Origin of the sequence: Floridaenema aerugineum BLCC-F46, assembly GCF_041929345.1 — a bacterium.
Lineage (GTDB): Bacteria > Cyanobacteriota > Cyanobacteriia > Cyanobacteriales > Aerosakkonemataceae > Floridanema > Floridanema aerugineum.
In genome coordinates this window covers 1-17,602 of record NZ_JBHFNQ010000114.1, presented here as the reverse complement: position 1 = coordinate 17,602, position 17,602 = coordinate 1, and the positions used below count along the sequence as shown (strand labels likewise).

Below are 17,602 nucleotides of genomic sequence, written 5' to 3'. Positions count from 1 at the left end.
ATTGTTTATCAAAAAAATTAAGCTAGATGGTGCGTTACACTAGCGCTTTTCTTGAATGCCGCAGGCTATACGCACCCTACGAAGAATTAATTTTATTAGAGGAAGGGAAGAGGATAAAATGTTTGTTAAAAGATATGTGAAAAAGACGATCGCACTAAGCAAAAAATGGCTATTTTTTGTTGTAATTACTCTTGTAACTGCCTTTTTAAGTGCCGGAATTTCGTTAGCTTTTCCCAATTTAACTAGCGTAAAACTTTCCCAATCCCCAATCCTCAATCCCCAATCCCCAGTCACTAATCCCCAACAATTGTTAGAACAGGGTAAGGAGTTTTTGCAAGCTGGACAGTTTTTGCAAGCGGCGGTTACTTGGCAAAAAGCTGTTGCTGCGTTTCAGGATTCTGGGAATAAACAAGGTGAAGCTTTAGCTTTGAGTTATTTATCTTTTGCTTATCAGCAATTAGGAAAGTGGAAAGAAGCAGAAAGTGCGATCGCTACTAGTTTATCTTTAATTCGCAATTTGCCAACGACTAAAAACTCCCAACTCATTTTAGCTCAAGCTTTGAATAATCAAGGTCATCTGCAATTCGCTTTAGGAAAATTGACAGAAGCGATAAAAACTTGGGAGGAAACGGCTGCTATCTATTCCCAAATTGGTGATACTGAAGGAGCGATCGGCAGTCAAATAAACATTGCTCAAGCACTACAATCTTTAGGACTTTATCGCCGCACTCAAACAACTTTAGAACAGGTAGAAATTTCTTTGAACACTCAACCAAATTCTCTAATCAAAGCTACAGCATTACTGAGTTTAGGTAATGCGTTACGCGCAATAGGAGAATTAGAAAAATCTAGGCAATTGCTGCTACAAAGTTTGAGGATAGCGCAAGATTTGCAAGTAAAACCAACTATCAGCGCCGCCTTTTTCAGTTTAGGAAATACTGCCAGATATTTCGCCAAAAAAGCTGAAGAATTTAACAGTTTATCAACTGCAAAAACAGAATTTGAGACAGCTATTAATGCCTATCAAAAATCTATTGAATCGTCTAATTCACCAATTAGCCGATTGCCAGCACAAATTAATCAATTGAGTTTGTTAGTAGATATCGGTAAATTCACTGAAGCTCAAGAGTTACTAACACAAATTAATATTAATCAATTACCAGCTAGTCGTCAATCAGTTTATGCGCGAATTTACTTAGCTGAAACGTTAATAAAACTGAATAAAGAGCAAAATATTCAAGAGTCAGCGTTATTATTAGCAAAAGCAATTCAAGAAGCAAAAGATTTGCAAGATTCTCAAGCTGAATCTTATGCTTTAGGAAATTTAGGTAGATTATATGAATTAACCGGACAGTTTAAAGATAGCACTAATTTAACTCAACAAGCTCTTAGTTTAGCTCAAGCGGTTAATGCTTCAGAGATTACTTATCGTTGGCAATGGCAATTAGGAAGACTGCTGAAAAAACAAGGCGATCGACAAAGTGCGATCGCATCTTACACCATAGCAGTAGAAACTCTTAAATCCCTGCGAAATGACTTAGTTGCGATTAATCCTGGTAATCCCGATTTGCAATTTTCTTTTCGGCAAAGTGTCGAACCTGTTTATCGAGAATTAGTTGATTTATTACTACCAATCCAAACAGAACCAAGTCAAGAAAATTTACGATTAGCGCGAGCGGTAATTGAATCTTTGCAATTAGCAGAATTAGATAACTTTTTTCAGGAAGCTTGCTTAGATACTCAACCTGTAGAAATCGATCGATTAGACGAAAATGCCGCCATAATCTACACAATTGTTTTACCAGATAGATTAGCAATTATTCTCGCACTGCCTCAATCTCCCCTACGCCTTTATACTACTTTGAAACCCCAAACAGAAGTAGAATCTGCGCTAAAAAGGTTACGCACAAGCATGGAAACTCCTATCAACAATACATTAATTTTACCACTTTACCAACAAGTTTATAATTGGATTATTCAGCCAATAGAAGCAGATATACAACAGAAAAACGTCCAAACTTTAGTATTTGTTTCTGATGGTTTATTGCGAAATATCTCCTTAGCTGCTTTATACGATGGGGAAAAATATTTAATCGAAAAATACAGTATTGCTTTAACTCCCGGATTACAATTACTACCACCACAACCTTTAAAAAAGGAAGATTTCCGAGTATTATTAGCTGGCATATCTGAAGCGAACCAAAATTTCCCCGCCTTACCAAACGTAGAACAGGAATTACAAGAAATTAAGTCTCTATTACCAGCAAAGGAACTTTTAAATCAACAATTTACTGATAATAATTTACAAAAAATTTTAACTTCATCTACTTTTCCAATTGTACATTTCGCAACTCATGGACAATTTAGCTCTCAAGCAGAAGAAACATTTATTTTAGCTTGGAATAGTCAAATTAATGTTAAAAATTTAGACCAATTATTGCGAGTAAGAGAGCAACAAATCACTCCTCCTATTGAATTACTTGTTTTTAGTGCTTGTGAAACCGCAGCCGGAGATAATCGAGCCGCTTTAGGATTAGCAGGAGTAGCAGTAAGAGCAGGTGCGCGTAGTACTCTGGCAACTTTATGGAGAGTTAGCGATGAATCAACAGCCGCTTTAATGGTAAAATTTTATCAAGAATTAGCCAAAGAAGGTGTTACTAAAGCCTCTGCTTTAAGGCTGGCTCAATTAAGTATTTTAAAAGATAAAAAATATCAGCTTCCCTTTTTCTGGGCACCTTATGTCTTAGTAGGAAACTGGCAATAATTAATATTGTTTACGCATAAGATTGATCCAAATAGGGTAGGGGCGGGTTTAGCCAAAAGATTGAAATACCCAGCAAGAAAATCGAAGTCAAAACCCGCCCATCTTAAGCATCTGTCGTTGTATAATAAACCTTATTCCCTGTTTAGTTGTGTGATTTACCAAAAAACTAGTGAATAACTTATCTAACAAACAAAATATTTCTGATTTCCTGAAGTACTTAACCTTGCTGATTATCATATTTGGCATTTTTATTCGACTATCTCAATATGTGAGTAATCGAGCATTATGGGGAGATGAAGCAAGTTTGGCGCTAAATATTGTCGATCGCTCTTATGCAGAATTACTCCAACCTTTAGATCGTAATCAAGCCGCTCCCCCTGGCTTTTTGTGGATAGAAAAACTATTCACTCAGCTATTTGGAAATAATGAATATTCGCTGAGATTATTTCCTTTAATTTCTGGAATTGTTTCACTAATTGCTTTTTATAAACTGGGGAAATGGGCGGTATCTGCGATCGCACTACCAATAGCCATAATCCTATTTGCTTGTCTGAGATACACCCTTTATTATGCCACTGAACTTAAGCAATATTCCAGCGATGTCATGATTGCTTTATTGCTTTGTTTATTACTAATTCCGCTACAGCAACAAATCCTAAATATCAGGCGAATTTTGTTAATTGGAATTTTAGGAGCAGTAGCAATTTGGTTTTCTCATCCAACAATTTTTGTCCTAGCAGGACTTGCATCAGGCAACCTAATACTCACTTCAAATCAACAAAAAAAAGCAATTTTAATTAACCGTTTACCTGCCTATTTCCTCTGGCTAATTAGTTTTGGTTCTATGTACTTTTTAACAATAGCCAGAGTCATGCAAAATAACAGTTTACAAAATGCTTGGGGAGATGAATATCCCAACACTATTTTTGACCTGCTTTGGTTACTAGATTCTTTTGGCAGATTCTTTTCTCGTCCTTTAGGATTTTCCACAATCTTTGATGGTATTGCAATTTTAGCATTTGTAATCGGTAGTGTCTTTTTTATTAAGAAAAAACCGAACAAATTCATAATTTTAATGTCTCCAGTTTTTGCCACATTAGCAGCTACTTATCTTCATAAATACCCATTTCGCGGACGATTGATTTTGTTTTTAGCTCCGTTTTTTATCTTAGTAATTGCTGAAGGAATAGCTTTTTTGCTAACTAGTTTCAATCACAGCAAACACCATAAATACTTCCTTATTGCTGGAATAACTCTTGCTTGTTTACTCATAGCACCATCTTTAATTAGAGCCGGAACTTTTGTATTTTATCCCGAAAATAAACATGAAATTCGCCCGGTAATTGAGTATATCAAAACTCATCAGAAACCCGGAGATGGCATTTATATTGGTGATGGAGGGCCAGCAGATCAATTTGAATATTATGCTGGAAAATATGGCTATTCTCAATCTGATTATGCGCGTGGTTATTTGAGTGAATTGGTAGATGCAGAAAAGTTTTATGAGCAAGGTTGGCAACAATTTAAAAATCAATCTAATCAGTTAAAAAATAAACAGCGTATATGGTTTGTGTTTCCTGGTTTAAACAAAAAAAAGGAACCTTTTGTTAAGCTTCATCTCGATCGCATCGGCAAAAAACTAGATTACTTCAGTCAACCAGGTGCATTCACCTATCTTTATCAGATGAAATGATGGTTCGTTGTAAGGACTTCAGTCCTTTCTTTTCTTTCAAAGTAGGACTAAAGTCCTCACAACAAACTTTATACTCAGATCTTGCATCAAGAGGCAAAGCCTCCATTCTTCGTTCCCAGGTTCAACCTGGGAACGAGGATCTGGGAGGTTCTACCTCCCCTGATGCAAGGTTTTAACCGCCAAAACCTTTTTATCCTCTGTGAGATGTTTTGCCACTTTTAAGGCGAATCATTTCCCACACATAAACGTAAGAAACAAAAAACATTACTAGGGAAACTTGGACTTTTTGTGTAGGAGTTTTTAATCGTTTGTCTAAAAGTAGATTGAATCCTAACATGGCTATGGGCGCGATCGCATATTTCACCACATTAATCAGGAAAATAATGTTACGTTTCAGAAAAGAACTTTCCTGTTTTTGTTGTAAATCGTAGCGTCCACCAATGATTCTTCTGGCTCTAGAATAAAGTTGTGATAGTGAATTACGTGCTGGATGAGAAACACAGATTTCTTCAGCATATAAAGGTTGATATCCAGCATGATAAACTCGCTGTCCCCATTCGCGATCGCCATTTGATTTCAAACTACTATCAAACATTCCTACTTCCTGAATTACACTAGCAAAGGTAAACACATTAGCTGTTGCGCCAAAATGATCTTTTTCCACAAACTCTTTTTGGAGAAGCGGATACCAAAGACTTTCATAAAGTTCTATATAATTGGGTTGATTTGGTTCTTTAAAACAAGTTTGAATCTTCCCAGCAACAAAGCCACACTTGGGATTTTGTATTAATATTTTTACCCCTTTCTCAATCCAATCAGCAGCCGGAATACAATCAGCATCAGTAAAAGCAATTACAGTTCCCTTAGCCAGAGAAATTCCTTTATTGCGTGCAGAATATGAGCCAGGTTGACTTTCACTAGTTAAAATTGCTTGGTGATAACTTGCCACAACATCAGCGATATTTTGCTCGGCATCAGAACCATTATCCACCACAATTATTTCATATAAATTCTCAGGATAAGTTTGGTTTTTTAAACTTTCTAAACATCGCTTTAAACCTACTGCATCGTTAAAGACGGGAATAATAACTGAAACAAAAGGTTGTTCTTGAATCATGTACATTAAGTGATTAGGAAGAGCGATCGCTTTGATCGCCAACCCTGATAGTATCACCACAGCCGAAGATCAAGCTATCACATTCTACCAATCTGGTTGTTGGTACTAATGTTTTGGTTGTGTAGCGATCGACTTTGCTAATTGACAACAATTTAGCTCCTTAGTGCTGCTTTTATATCATGTCTGTTTGATTATTTATAGTGTAGAGACGTTGCATACAACGTCTCTTTTTTACAGAAAACAGGAAAAACAAAAAACTGTTCCAGGTTCCCTGTTTTCTATATCTCCAGTTGGGAACTTTCACCATTCGTTTAATGTGCATCTAACCAAGCTGACAAATCATAATCATGTCCGATCGATCGGCCATAATATCTTTTTTCCACGACCCTGTAGAGACGTTGTATGCAACGTCTCTACAGGGTCGGTAATCGCCCGGATATGATATCATTCAGGCTACTAAAATCCCATAAAAACGATCGCATTTCCCCAATATTTTTACGCTCAGTTTTTTGCCTGTCTTCACATTTATGAAGATTCAGTAAATTCTTGATATTCAGTAAAATTTCTTATCCTTTACTTAACCTAACGGTGAGAAGCTGAATTTCTGGAATCCGAAATTACACTTAATTGCCGTAAGTTTACGGAAATTTAATTAATAGCATACTGTTTTTGTATAGCTATGCAATTTTGTCATGTGTATTTTTGCTGCTTTCCTTGACGATCGCCAGTCTCGTTAAAGGCAGATGAGCGATCGTTAATCACACTAAATTTCTTTGCAAACTTTTACCCTCTAAATCACACCTATGCCAATTAACTTTACTGGTGGGACCTATTCTCAAAACTTTGACACCCTGGCTACTTCCGGTGTCAACAACACCTGGACAAACGACTCAACCCTTGCAGGTTGGTCGCTGTTCCGCTCACCTGTCCCAGGTACAGCGATCGCCACTTATAATGCAGACAATGGCGCTAGCAATATAGGCAGCTTTTACAGCTATGGTGCAACAAGTAATAGCGATCGGGCCTTGGGCGGACTCGGTTCTGGCGGTGCCTACTTCGGTAGTCCGGCTAGCGGTGCGGTGGCTGGCTGGATTGTCTTCTCTGCTACCAATACCACTGGCGCAACAATTAACGATCTGACTGTTGCCTTTAACGGGGAACAGTGGCGCAATGGTGGCAACATAACCGCCCAAACAATGACGCTACAGTACGGCTTCGGCAGCAGTTTTACAACAGTTTCCTCCTGGACAACACCAGGCACTACTTTCAACTGGACTTCACCTGTAGCAATCGCAACAGGAGCGGCAGTAGATGGTAATATTGCTGGTCGAGTCGCTAATGTGGGTGGTGTGCTGTCTAGCTTAAACTGGGCGAATAACGACACCCTTTGGTTTCGTTGGGTTGAAAACAATGACATAGGGAACGATCATGGATTGGCGATCGATGACTTCTCCCTTACTGCTACTGTCACACCTTCCTTTCCTACAGTGACGATCGCTGCTACCGATGCCAATGCCGCTGAAGCAGGACAAGACCCAGGCACCTTCCGCATCACTCGCACAGGCGACACAACCAATTCTTTAACTGTGAGCTACACGGTGATGACTGGATTGGGTATGGCAACCAATGGGGCGGACTACACGCCTTTCCTGACAGGTGCGGCAACGATCGCTGCTGGACAATCCTTTGTCGATATCACGATTACCCCAGTTGATGATGCTGTGCCGGAACAGGCTGAAGCCGTGATTCTGACTCTCAATACCAGCGCCAACTATACAGTAGGAGCCAATTCTTTAGCCATCGTGACGATCGTCGATAACGATCCCTCTGGTTTGCCAGTTGTGACGATCGCTGCTTTCGATGCTAATGCCTCGGAAAAATTACCGTCAGAAACACAAGACCCCGGCACCTTCCGCGTCAGTCGCGTGGGCGATCCAACCAACTCTCTGACCGTTACCTACACTATTAGCGGAACGGCTAGCACAGGCGACTACACGCCCACTCTAACAGGTGCAGTTGAGATCCCTGCTGGACAATCCTTTGTCGATTTCAGCATCACTCCGGTTGATGATGCCACTTTTGAAGGGTCTGAAACCCTTACTTTGACCCTAGCAAGCAGCACCAATTACGCTTTGGACGCACCCGCGACAACGACCGCAACGGTGACGATCGCAGATAATGACTTTCCTCCTGCAACTGGCATCCGCGACATTCAAGGAACAGGTCATACTTCACCCTTAGTCGGTCAAACCGTCAGTGGTGTAGCAGGTATCGTTACCGCAGTTGCCAGCAATGGCTTTTATTTCCAAGACCCCAACCCCGACAACGACGATCGAACCTCTGAAGGTCTGTTCGTCTTCACCAGTTCTGCTCCCACAGTTGCCGTAGGAGACTCAGTACAGGTAAGCGGTACAGTAGCAGAGTTCCGTCCGGGAAGCAATGCCAACAACCTCACGATCACAGAACTTACCAGTCCCTCTGTTACACTATTATCAAGCGGCAATGCTCTACCCGTTGCAACCATTTTGGGCAATGGCGGACGGACGATTCCAACTCAGGTAATCGACAACGACACCACAGGCAACATTGAAACAGGAACTACCACTTTCGATCCGGCTCAAGATGGCATCGACTTCTACGAAAGCTTGGAAGGGATGTTAGTTCAAGTTAACAACCCCGTTACCACTTCTAAACTCAATGTCTTTAGTAGTTCAGAGGAAATCTGGGTATTAGCAGACGACGGTGCCAATGCTACCAGCCGTACTGCTCGTGGTGGTAGTTTGATTACCTCAACTGACTTTAACCCAGAACGGATTCAGATTGATGATTTGATCAACGGATCTGTAACTCTGCCAACGGTAGATGTGGGTGCTAAACTCAGCACCATTACTGGGGTTGTTAACTACGATTTCAGCAACTACGAAGTTCTGGTATCGACTGCGCCTACTGTAGTCCAAGCTTCTCCTCTGCAAAAAGAAGTTACCAATCTGACAGGTACTACCAACCAACTCACGGTTGCTACCTTCAACGTGGAAAACCTTGACCCTGGTGATGGTGCAGCGAAATTTACTGGTTTGGCAAATGCTATTGTCAATAACTTGAAATCTCCCGACATTATCAACTTGGAAGAAATTCAGGATAACAATGGTGCGACTAATGACAGTGTTGTTGATGCTAGTGTTACTTATCAGACTTTGATAAATGCGATCGCAGCCGCTGGCGGCCCAACCTACGAATACCGTCAAATCGACCCCGTAGACGACACCAACGGCGGTGAACCAGGAGGTAATATTCGAGTTGGGTTCCTGTTCAATCCGAGTCGGGTTAGTTTTGTCGATCGTCCCGGTGGTACATCTACTTCCAGCACAACCGTTACGGACATTGGAAGTAATGGTATCCCAGACTTATCAGCCAGTCCTGGTTTGATTGATCCTACCAACTCTGCCTTCAATGCCAGCCGTAAACCTCTAGTTGGTGAGTTTGTCTTTAACGGGCAAACTGTTTACGTGATTGGCAACCACTTTAACTCTAAAGGTGGCGATCAACCTTTGTTTGGTGTCAACCAGCCTCCAACTCTCACCAGTGAAGTGCAGCGCAACCAGCAAGCGACGATTGTTAAAGACTTTGTGCAAAGCATTTTGGCAATCAACCCCAACGCCAACATCGTTGTTGCAGGCGACTTAAACGACTTTGAGTTCTCTAACCCCCTCACCATCCTCGAAAGTGCTGGACTCAATACGCTGGTGGAAACTTTGCCAGCCAACGAACGTTACACCTACAACTTTGAAGGTAACGCCCAAGTACTCGACCATATTTTGGCGAGTAACAATCTGCTCAGTAATTTGGATGGCTATGATGTAGTTCACATCAACTCTGAGTTTACCAACCAAGTGAGCGACCACGATCCAGTATTGGCAAGATTTAATCTAGGAGTTACTAACCAAGCACCGACAGCGGTTAACCTAACTAATACTGTAACCACCCTGGCAGAAAACACCAGCACCGCAACTCGAATCAAAGTTGCGGATATCAGCATCACTGATGACGGTGTTGGTACTAACACTTTCAGCCTCAACGGTGCCGATGCCAACTTCTTTGAACTAGATGGAAATGCCTTGTACCTGAAGGCGGGTACAACCCTGGACTTTGAAACCAAGTCTAGCTATGGGGTGACGGTGAATGTGGATGATGCAACTGTAGGTAGCACTCCTGATGCTTCGGCAAACTATACCTTAACCTTGCAAAATCAGGTAGTTGAGGGCGTGGATTTGTCCAATTATGTGCGGATTGGTCGGTACAACCTGCCTGAACCAACGCGAACCACTGCGCCTACCAACAGCCTGTTAGCTCAAGAAGTCTCTGCTGTAACCTACAACTGGGATACTGATACCTTGTTTGTTGTCGGTGATGGTGGTCGATCGATCGTCCAAGTCAATAAGACTGGGCAATTAATCGATTCGATGACCTTGGCTACTGGCACTAGTCCCCAAGGCACAGAATTCTATGATACAGAAGGACTAACCTACATTGGCAATGGTAAGTTTGTTTTGATTGAGGAGCGCGATCGTCAAGCCAACTTGTTCACCTACGACCCAAACATTACACTTACCAGAAGCAACGTTCAAACCGTCAAACTCGGTACCACACTCGGCAACATTGGAATTGAAGGCATCTCTTACGATCCACTAACCAGCGGATACATCGCCGTCAAGGAAATCACACCACAAGGTATCTTCCAAACCGGAATCGATTTTGCAACGGGTGTTGCAACCAACGGTTCACCTACCACAGAGAACTCGATCGACCTGTTCAATCCAGCTTTAGCTAACCTGGTAGACTTCGCTGACGTTTACGCTTTATCAAATCTGCCTTCTTTAAATGGAACAGCAGATTACGACAACCTGCTGGTGTTGAGTCAAGAATCGGGCAAAATTATCAATATCGATCGCTCTGGAAATATCTCCAGTTCACTGACGATCGCTTCCGACCCAGGCAATCCCCTGTCAGTTGTGAATCAGGGGTTTGAAGGTGTGACGGTCGATCGCAATGGCTTACTCTACCTCACCAGCGAAGAAGGTGGCGGCGATATCAATCACCCACAACTTTGGGTCTACGCACCAACCTCATATACCTACACAAATCAAGCCCCCATCGCTCTCAGCCTAGCCAACACTACCAACAGTTTGGCAGAAAACACCAGTGTTGCAAATCCCATCAAAGTTGCCAACATTATCATCAGCGATGACGCTTTGGGAACCAACACTCTGTCCTTAACAGGTGCAGATGCCAATTCCTTTACAATTTCTGGTACTGAGTTATTCCTCAAAGCGGGAACCACTCTCGATTTTGAAACCAAGACCAGCTATAACGTTACCGTCAATGTCAACGACGCAACCGTTGGCAACAACCCGGATGCAACCACCAACTTTACCCTAGCGGTAACTGATGTAACTGAAGCCCCCTCTCCCCTGATCGTTTCCGAGGTAGCACCCTGGGCTAGTGGTAATAGTTCCCTTGGTGCTGATTGGTTCGAGTTGACAAATACCAGTTCCAGTGCGGTGAACATTACTGGTTGGAAGATGGATGACGACTCAAACTCCTTCACTACAGCAGTTGCCTTGAATGGCATTACCAGTATCGCTCCTGGCGAGTCAGTAATCTTCCTGGAAAGCTCTACCCCAACCACAATAATTCCCAACTTCAAATCTTTGTGGTTTGGTAGCAATGCCCCTGCAAACTTGCAAATCGGTACTTACACCGGATCTGGTATAGGGTTGGGTACAGGAGGCGATGCCGTAAATATCTTTAACGCCACTGGTACAAAGATTACAGGAATCAGCTTCGGCGCATCCACAGCAACCGCACCTTTCAAAACGTTTGATAATGCGGCTGGTTTACAAAACAGTGCAGTTTCAACCTTAAGCACTGTCGGAGTCAATGGTGCTTTCGTTGCGGCAAGCACTCCCAACGAAATCGGCTCTCCAGGACAGATTGCCAATGTCAATCAAGCGCCCACTGCTGTAAGTCTGGCTAACACCGTTACCTCTCTGGCAGAAAACATCAGCACCGCAACTCGGCTGAAGGTAGCTGATATCAGTATCACCGATGACGGTTTAGGTACCAACGTTCTTGGTTTGAGTGGCACCGATGCCAGCTTCTTTGAAATTGATGGGTCGGTTCTGTACTTGAAGGCTGGGACCGATCTCAACTTTGAAGCTAAACCCAGCTATGCAGTAGCAGTGAATGTGGATGATGCTTCAGTTGGTAGCACTCCTGATGCCAGCACTAACTTTACCCTCGCTCTCACCAATGTTAACGAAGCTCCAACGGCTGTTAATGATACTGTGAACACTACAGATCTACAAGCAGTTGTGATTCCAGTTCTGGCAAATGATACCGATCCAGATGTAGGTGATGTCCTATCGATTCTGTCCTTCACCAATCCCTCTAGCGGTACAGTAGTGCAGAACGCCGACAACACCTTCACCTATACACCAGTTGTTGGCTTTGTTGGCAACACCAGTTTCAACTACACTGTAAGGGATTTGGCTGGTCTAACCTCGACTGCTACTGTAGCTCTGAGTGTGACTGCTGGCAGTAATTCCATTGTGGGTACCAATGGCAATGACAACTTGGTAGGCACCAGCGGCAACGATCTACTGCGGGGGCTAAATGGTAACGATACCCTCAATGGTGGTTTAGGCAATGATACCTTGGATGGTGGCGCTGGTGACGATCGGATGATTGGTGGCGCTGGCGATGACACCTACTTTGTCGATGACGCTGATTTTGATAGAGTGGTGGAAGCTTTGAATCAGGGGATTGACACGGTGATCTCCTCAGTGACTTATTTTCTAACTGATAATGTGGAGAACCTAATCCTGACGGGTTCTGCTGTGGAAGGTCGGGGTAACAGCCTGAATAACCAGATTACGGGCAATGCCAGAAGCAACATCCTGAGTGGTGGTGCTGGCAATGATACCTTGATAGGTGATGCCGGGGCCGATAACCTATTTGGTGGTGCTGGTGATGATCTTCTGGTTGGTGGTGCTGGCAATGACAATCTGACGGGGAATGCAGGTAGCGATCGATTCGTCTACAATTCCTTAGATGACGGCAATGATACGATCGCAGATTTCAACCGCAATCTGGATCAACTTGACTTGCGGGCGTTGAACCTGGGTGTAAATGCCGTTGCTGATGGTTTGTTGAGATTTAGACAGTCGGGAAGCAGTACCTTAGTTCAAGTCGATCTTGATGGTAGTGGTACAGCCTCAACCTTTAGTACGTTGGTGACTCTCAACAATTTTAATGCTACCAATCTGGTTGTTGGCACTAATGTTCTAGTTATTTAGACCTCTCCAGAAATTAAATTAAATTATCCCATCTCGTAGGGTAGGCATCTTGCCTGCCTGATTTTTTTACTGACGTGATTTTTTACCTCAAATAAGAAATTTAAATCTATCAAAGATTACTGGCTGCTAGTTTTAACAGCAAGAATCTGAGAAAGTTGTAAAATCAGGAATTAATTGAATAGGTTTAGGGAAAAATGCAGCCTTTAACTAATACTTCCACAACTAAGGCATCTGGTAATTCTTCCTATCGAATTGTTGCTATTGGTGGTGAAGGAATTGGCCCAGAAGTCGTCGCAGCTTCTTTAACAATTCTCCAACAAGTAGCTAAACTGGAAGGATTCACTTTGGAAGTAGAATATGGTTTGTTGGGTGCAATTGCTTGGGAACAAACGGGGAGTTATTTACCTCAAGCGACGATCGAATTGTGCGATCGCGCCGATGGCATTGTCTTTGGTGCAGTGACCCAAGGTGGACTGCTAGAATTACGAAAACACTTCGATTTTTTTTGTAATCTTCGACCAATTCGTAGTTTTAACAGTTTACTACATAAGTCTAGCCTTAAACCAGAAAAAGTTAAACAATTAGATATTTTAATCATTCGAGAATTGGTCAGTGGCATTTATTTTGGCCCATCGGGAAGAGCCGAAGATGAAAAAGGAATTTACGGATTCCATACAATGCGCTATTATGATGATGAAATTAGGAGAATTGCTCGCGCATCTTTACAACTAGCTGAAAAACGTCGAGGATTACTGACAATAGCCCACAAAGAAAATGCCTTGCCTCACTTACCTTGGACTCGGCTAGTACAAGAAGAAGCTACCTTATTTCCTAGCGTAATTCTTGAACCAATGTTAGTGGATAATCTGGCAATGCAAATGGTTTTGAATCCCCAAAGATTTGATGTGATTTTAGCAGGAAATCTGTTTGGAGATATTCTTAGCGATCTTGGTGGTGCTTTAGTTGGATCGATCGGGTTATTAGGATCGGCAAGTATTAATAGTAATGGATTTGGTCTTTATGAAGCAATTCATGGTACAGCCCCCGATATTACCGGAAAGGGAATTGCGAATCCTCTCGGAACTCTGGCAGCTTGTATTTTAATGTTAGAACAATGGGGAGAAACAGCGGCGGCTCAAAGAATTAGGGAAGCACAGGAGCGAGTTTTAAATAAAGGATACCGAACCGCAGATTTGTTTCCCCAAGAAGAAGAAATTTTGGTCAATACGGAAACGCTAGTTAACCTTTTGTTGGAAGAACTTTAAAGAAAATGAACAATCAAAACAACGTTTTACGGCTGGGAGATGATATTAATACCGATGATATTATGCCTGCCGCCAGAGCCACAAATAATGACCTAGATCATTTAAAGTTATATGCTTTAGAACATATTATCGGTGTGGGTGAATTACTAAAATATAATGTGATTGAAGCAGGGGAAAATTTTGGCTGTGGATCGAGTCGAGAAATTGCTCCCATTGCTTTGAAAGCGGCGGGGATTGAAAAAATTCGGGCGCGATCGTTCGCAGAAATTTTTTATCGTAATAGTATCAATATAGGACTATCTCTGGAAATTTTGGGGGAACAAAGGGAAAATCCAGTGGTAAATGCGATCGCAGCTGCGGGAGGATTAATACCTTTTAATCAAAAGCGTCGTCAGGGAGAAATTACCATTCCTTCCAGCTTAACTCCTCCCAGACCCATGACATTAGTAGAAAAACTCTTAGCGAAAGCTTCTGGTAATTCCTACGTTGCACCGGGAGAAGTAGTTTTCGCCAAAGTTGACTTAGCTTTATCCCATGATGCTGTAGCAGGGCCAGTTGCCAAAGTATTCTATCAAAATTATGGAGAAGATGCTAAATTATGGGATTCTCAAAAAGTAGTTTTAGTCGCCGATCACTTTATTCAAGTCACTGATATTCGCCCCGAAGATAACAAAGCTCATCTGATGTATAAAGAGATGATTGACTTTGCAAAAACACAAGGATGTCACTTATTTGATGTAGTTTCCCCCGGAGAAGCTGCGGGAATTTGTCATGTTTTATTACCAGAAAAAGGGTTTATTCAACCAGGAATGGTAATTGCTGGGACAGATTCGCATAGCTGCACTTATGGCGCATTGGGAGCGTTTTCTACAGGGGTAGGAACGACAGATATGGCGAATATTTTTGCAATGGGAGATATGTGGATTCGCGTTCCTGAAACTTTAGTATTTGAGTTGTCGGGAACTTTGCCTGCTCATATTAGCGCCAAAGATATTATTTTGTTTATTTTAGGGCAAATTGGTTGTGCTGGTGCCACTGGCAAAGTAATGGAATTTCGCGGATCTATTATTGAACAATTGCCCTTTGATGAACGAATGACTTTGGCAAATATGGCGATCGAATGTGGGGCAATGTGTGGTTTAATTGCAGCTGATGAAGTAACTCGTCAGTATGTGAGCGATACTGCTAACGCAACGCTGCGCGATACTGCTAACGCAACGCTACGCGATACTGCTAACGCAACGCTACGCGATACTGCTAACGCAACGCTACGCGATACTGCTAACGCAACGCTACGCGATACTGCTAACGCAACGCTGCGCGATCGCACTTCCCCTACATTTCCAGAAATTATTGCCGATCCTGATGCAGAGTACGAAAAGATATATAAATTTGACCTCAGCAATCTTGAACCCCAAATTGCACGTCCACCAAAACCCGATCGAGTAGTAAAAATTAGCGAGTTAGGAGATGTTCCGATTACTAAAGCTTTTATTGGTTCTTGTACAGGAGGAAAACTTCATGATTTGGCCCAAGCAGCAGCAGTTTTGCGCGATCGTCAAGTGGCAAAAGGAGTAAATTTGTTTATTGTTCCAGCCAGTATGGAAATTCGTCAAAAAGCCCAAGAATTAGGTTATCTCGACATCTTTGAACGAGCCGGAGCACAGATTCTTAAGTCAGGTTGTGGAGCTTGTATTAATTCTGGAATAGGAGTTTTAGCCAAAGAAGAAACCGGGATTTATGCAACCAATCGGAATTTTAAAGGACGTAGCGGCGATCCATCAGGCAAAAACTATTTGGCTTCCCCAAGAACAGTTGCTATTTCAGCCATACAAGGAAAAATTAGCCACGATCTTGCTTAATTTAAAAAAAAATGTAAATTTTTTTTTAAATTGAAGATTAAGAGGTTATAAAATACTATTAATCTCATATTTTCAACATGAGTCAGGCTTTAATTCACATTGAAAAAATTGCAGGTAATTACAATGGAAATCGAACTAGACCAAATTGGGAAAAAACTTGCTGGATTAGGTCTTCCTGGCGTAATTCTGATACTTATGGCAGCATCAGCAGGAGGTAGTAATGCCGTTGTTACAGCCACCCTGTCAGCATTAGGAGGGCCATTTGGTATCCTGGGCGGAATTGGAATACTGGGTCTATTAGGCGTTTTAGGAGACGTTTTAGGAGGATATGGAATTGAAGCCGTTCTCAAATTCGTTTACAAGGAACGTAGCAAAAATGAATCTGTAAACTCACTGGTGCAAGAAATTAACAATCTACCAATTAAAGATGAGCTAAAAACCACACTTACAAATCATATCAGCCCAGAAATCTTCAGAGATCCTACAGAACCAAGAATAGTGGATATTGTTGAGTAATTTACTAGCATTGTGGCTGTAGGTTTACTCAAGAAAGGATGGGCAAACAATCAAGGGAATATATGACTTTTTGTTGGTGTCGGTTGAAGTCATAATTGTTTCTAGGCTACCAGTCTAATAAGGGACATTTAAATGAGGGAAGGAAACTTCTGAACAAGAAATAGATATTTCTTTGGCGCTGTCCCGGCGAATGGTTGGTAGCCTGTTTCTACTTAAATTAGTCAAATTAGCAATCTATATAATATTAGTTAATTTAGATGGGGGAAAATATCAAATTAACAGATAATTTGACGAAATAAGTAAAGTGAATATTGCATCCCAATCCTATATAAAATGAAATTAGACGATCGCATCTACAAGATTCATCGGGTTTAATGTATGTTGAAGCAATGTATTCATCAGCTATTTGAAGCCCAAGCAAAGAAAACACCCCAATCTGTAGCGGTTAGCTCCACAAACGAGCGATTGACTTATGAAGAATTAAATATAAAAGCTAATAAATTGGCTCACTATTTGCAAGCATTGGGAGTAGGTGCGGAAACACTGGTGGGGATTTGTGTTGATCGCTCAAGAGAAATGATAGTAGGGTTACTGGGGATTCTTAAAGCTGGAGGTTGCTACGTTCCTCTAGATCCCACATATCCCATTGAACGATTGAGTTACATGATCCAAGATGCACAAATCTCTGTATTAGTAACCCAAAAAAAACAGGCTCATTTGTTGTCTGATTACTCAGGAAAGGTGATTTTTCTAGATAGTCAGTGGGCAGAAATTAACCAACAAAATGAAGCTAATCTGGTTAATCAGGTAGAGCCTCATAATTTAGCATATTTGATCTACACATCGGGTTCCACAGGAAAGCCAAAAGGAGTGTTGATTGAACATCATTCTTTGGTTAATTTTACCCAAGCTGCGATCGCAAAATACCAGATTACTGCCAGCGATCGCATTCTCCAATTTGCATCTCTTAGTTTTGATGCGGCTGCTGAAGAAATTTATCCCTGCTTAAGTGCTGGTGGTACATTGGTTT

At 41.8% G+C, this 17,602-nt stretch carries 9 protein-coding genes; 7 read left to right on the top strand and 2 right to left on the bottom strand.

What is annotated here, in order from left to right; genetic code table 11:
* Positions 1–118: 118 nt before the first annotated feature.
* Both ACE1CC_RS15090 and ACE1CC_RS15085 read left to right on the top strand, forming a co-directional pair.
* Positions 119–2,764: a CHAT domain-containing protein gene (locus tag ACE1CC_RS15090; protein ID WP_413271252.1), complete on the top strand. Its 2,646-nt coding sequence runs from the start codon at positions 119–121 to the stop codon at positions 2,762–2,764.
* A 169-nt stretch (positions 2,765–2,933) separates the two neighbouring features.
* Entirely contained in the window at positions 2,934–4,457 is a 1,524-nt protein-coding gene (locus ACE1CC_RS15085; RefSeq protein ID WP_413271251.1) for a glycosyltransferase family 39 protein, read from the top strand.
* Positions 4,458–4,647: 190 nt separating this feature from the next.
* On the opposite strand, the gene ACE1CC_RS15080 is transcribed toward ACE1CC_RS15085, so the two are convergent.
* Entirely contained in the window at positions 4,648–5,634 is a 987-nt protein-coding gene (locus ACE1CC_RS15080) for a glycosyltransferase family 2 protein (protein ID WP_413271250.1), read from the bottom strand.
* Positions 5,588–5,722, bottom strand: coding sequence for a hypothetical protein (locus tag ACE1CC_RS15075; RefSeq protein ID WP_413271249.1), 135 nt, complete (start codon positions 5,720–5,722; stop codon positions 5,588–5,590). The genes ACE1CC_RS15080 and ACE1CC_RS15075 overlap by 47 nt, the downstream gene beginning before the upstream one ends.
* Before the next feature lie 655 nt (positions 5,723–6,377).
* Between ACE1CC_RS15075 and ACE1CC_RS15070 the strand changes: the two genes are divergently transcribed.
* The 5 genes from ACE1CC_RS15070 to ACE1CC_RS15045 all read left to right on the top strand — a co-directional run.
* Positions 6,378–12,929 carry an SdiA-regulated domain-containing protein gene (locus tag ACE1CC_RS15070; protein WP_413271248.1) on the top strand — a complete coding sequence of 2,184 codons (6,552 nt, stop codon included), beginning with the start codon at positions 6,378–6,380 and terminating at the stop codon, positions 12,927–12,929.
* A 194-nt stretch (positions 12,930–13,123) separates the two neighbouring features.
* Positions 13,124–14,194 (top strand): isocitrate/isopropylmalate dehydrogenase family protein, encoded by a 1,071-nt coding sequence (locus ACE1CC_RS15065; RefSeq protein ID WP_413271247.1) that lies wholly within the window; start codon positions 13,124–13,126, stop codon positions 14,192–14,194.
* 5 nt (positions 14,195–14,199) lie between these two features.
* Positions 14,200–16,056, top strand: a complete 1,857-nt coding sequence (locus ACE1CC_RS15055; RefSeq protein WP_459563849.1) for an aconitase/3-isopropylmalate dehydratase large subunit family protein — start codon at positions 14,200–14,202, stop codon at positions 16,054–16,056.
* 123 nt (positions 16,057–16,179) lie between these two features.
* A complete protein-coding gene (locus tag ACE1CC_RS15050) occupies positions 16,180–16,572 on the top strand; it encodes a hypothetical protein (protein WP_413271246.1) in 393 nt (130 codons plus the stop codon).
* Positions 16,573–16,950: 378 nt separating this feature from the next.
* A partial coding sequence (locus ACE1CC_RS15045) for an AMP-binding protein (protein WP_413271245.1) occupies positions 16,951–17,602 on the top strand: 652 nt, incomplete at its 3' end.

Excerpts from the sequence above, each read along its gene's own strand:
- ACE1CC_RS15090 (WP_413271252.1), top strand. The coding sequence starts at position 119 with ATGTTTGTTAAAAGATATGTGAAAAAGACGATCGCACTAAGCAAAAAA.
- ACE1CC_RS15070 (WP_413271248.1), top strand. The coding sequence starts at position 6,378 with ATGCCAATTAACTTTACTGGTGGGACCTATTCTCAAAACTTTGACACC.
- ACE1CC_RS15065 (WP_413271247.1), top strand. The coding sequence starts at position 13,124 with ATGCAGCCTTTAACTAATACTTCCACAACTAAGGCATCTGGTAATTCT.
- ACE1CC_RS15055 (WP_459563849.1), top strand. The coding sequence starts at position 14,200 with ATGAACAATCAAAACAACGTTTTACGGCTGGGAGATGATATTAATACC.
- ACE1CC_RS15050 (WP_413271246.1), top strand. The coding sequence starts at position 16,180 with ATGGAAATCGAACTAGACCAAATTGGGAAAAAACTTGCTGGATTAGGT.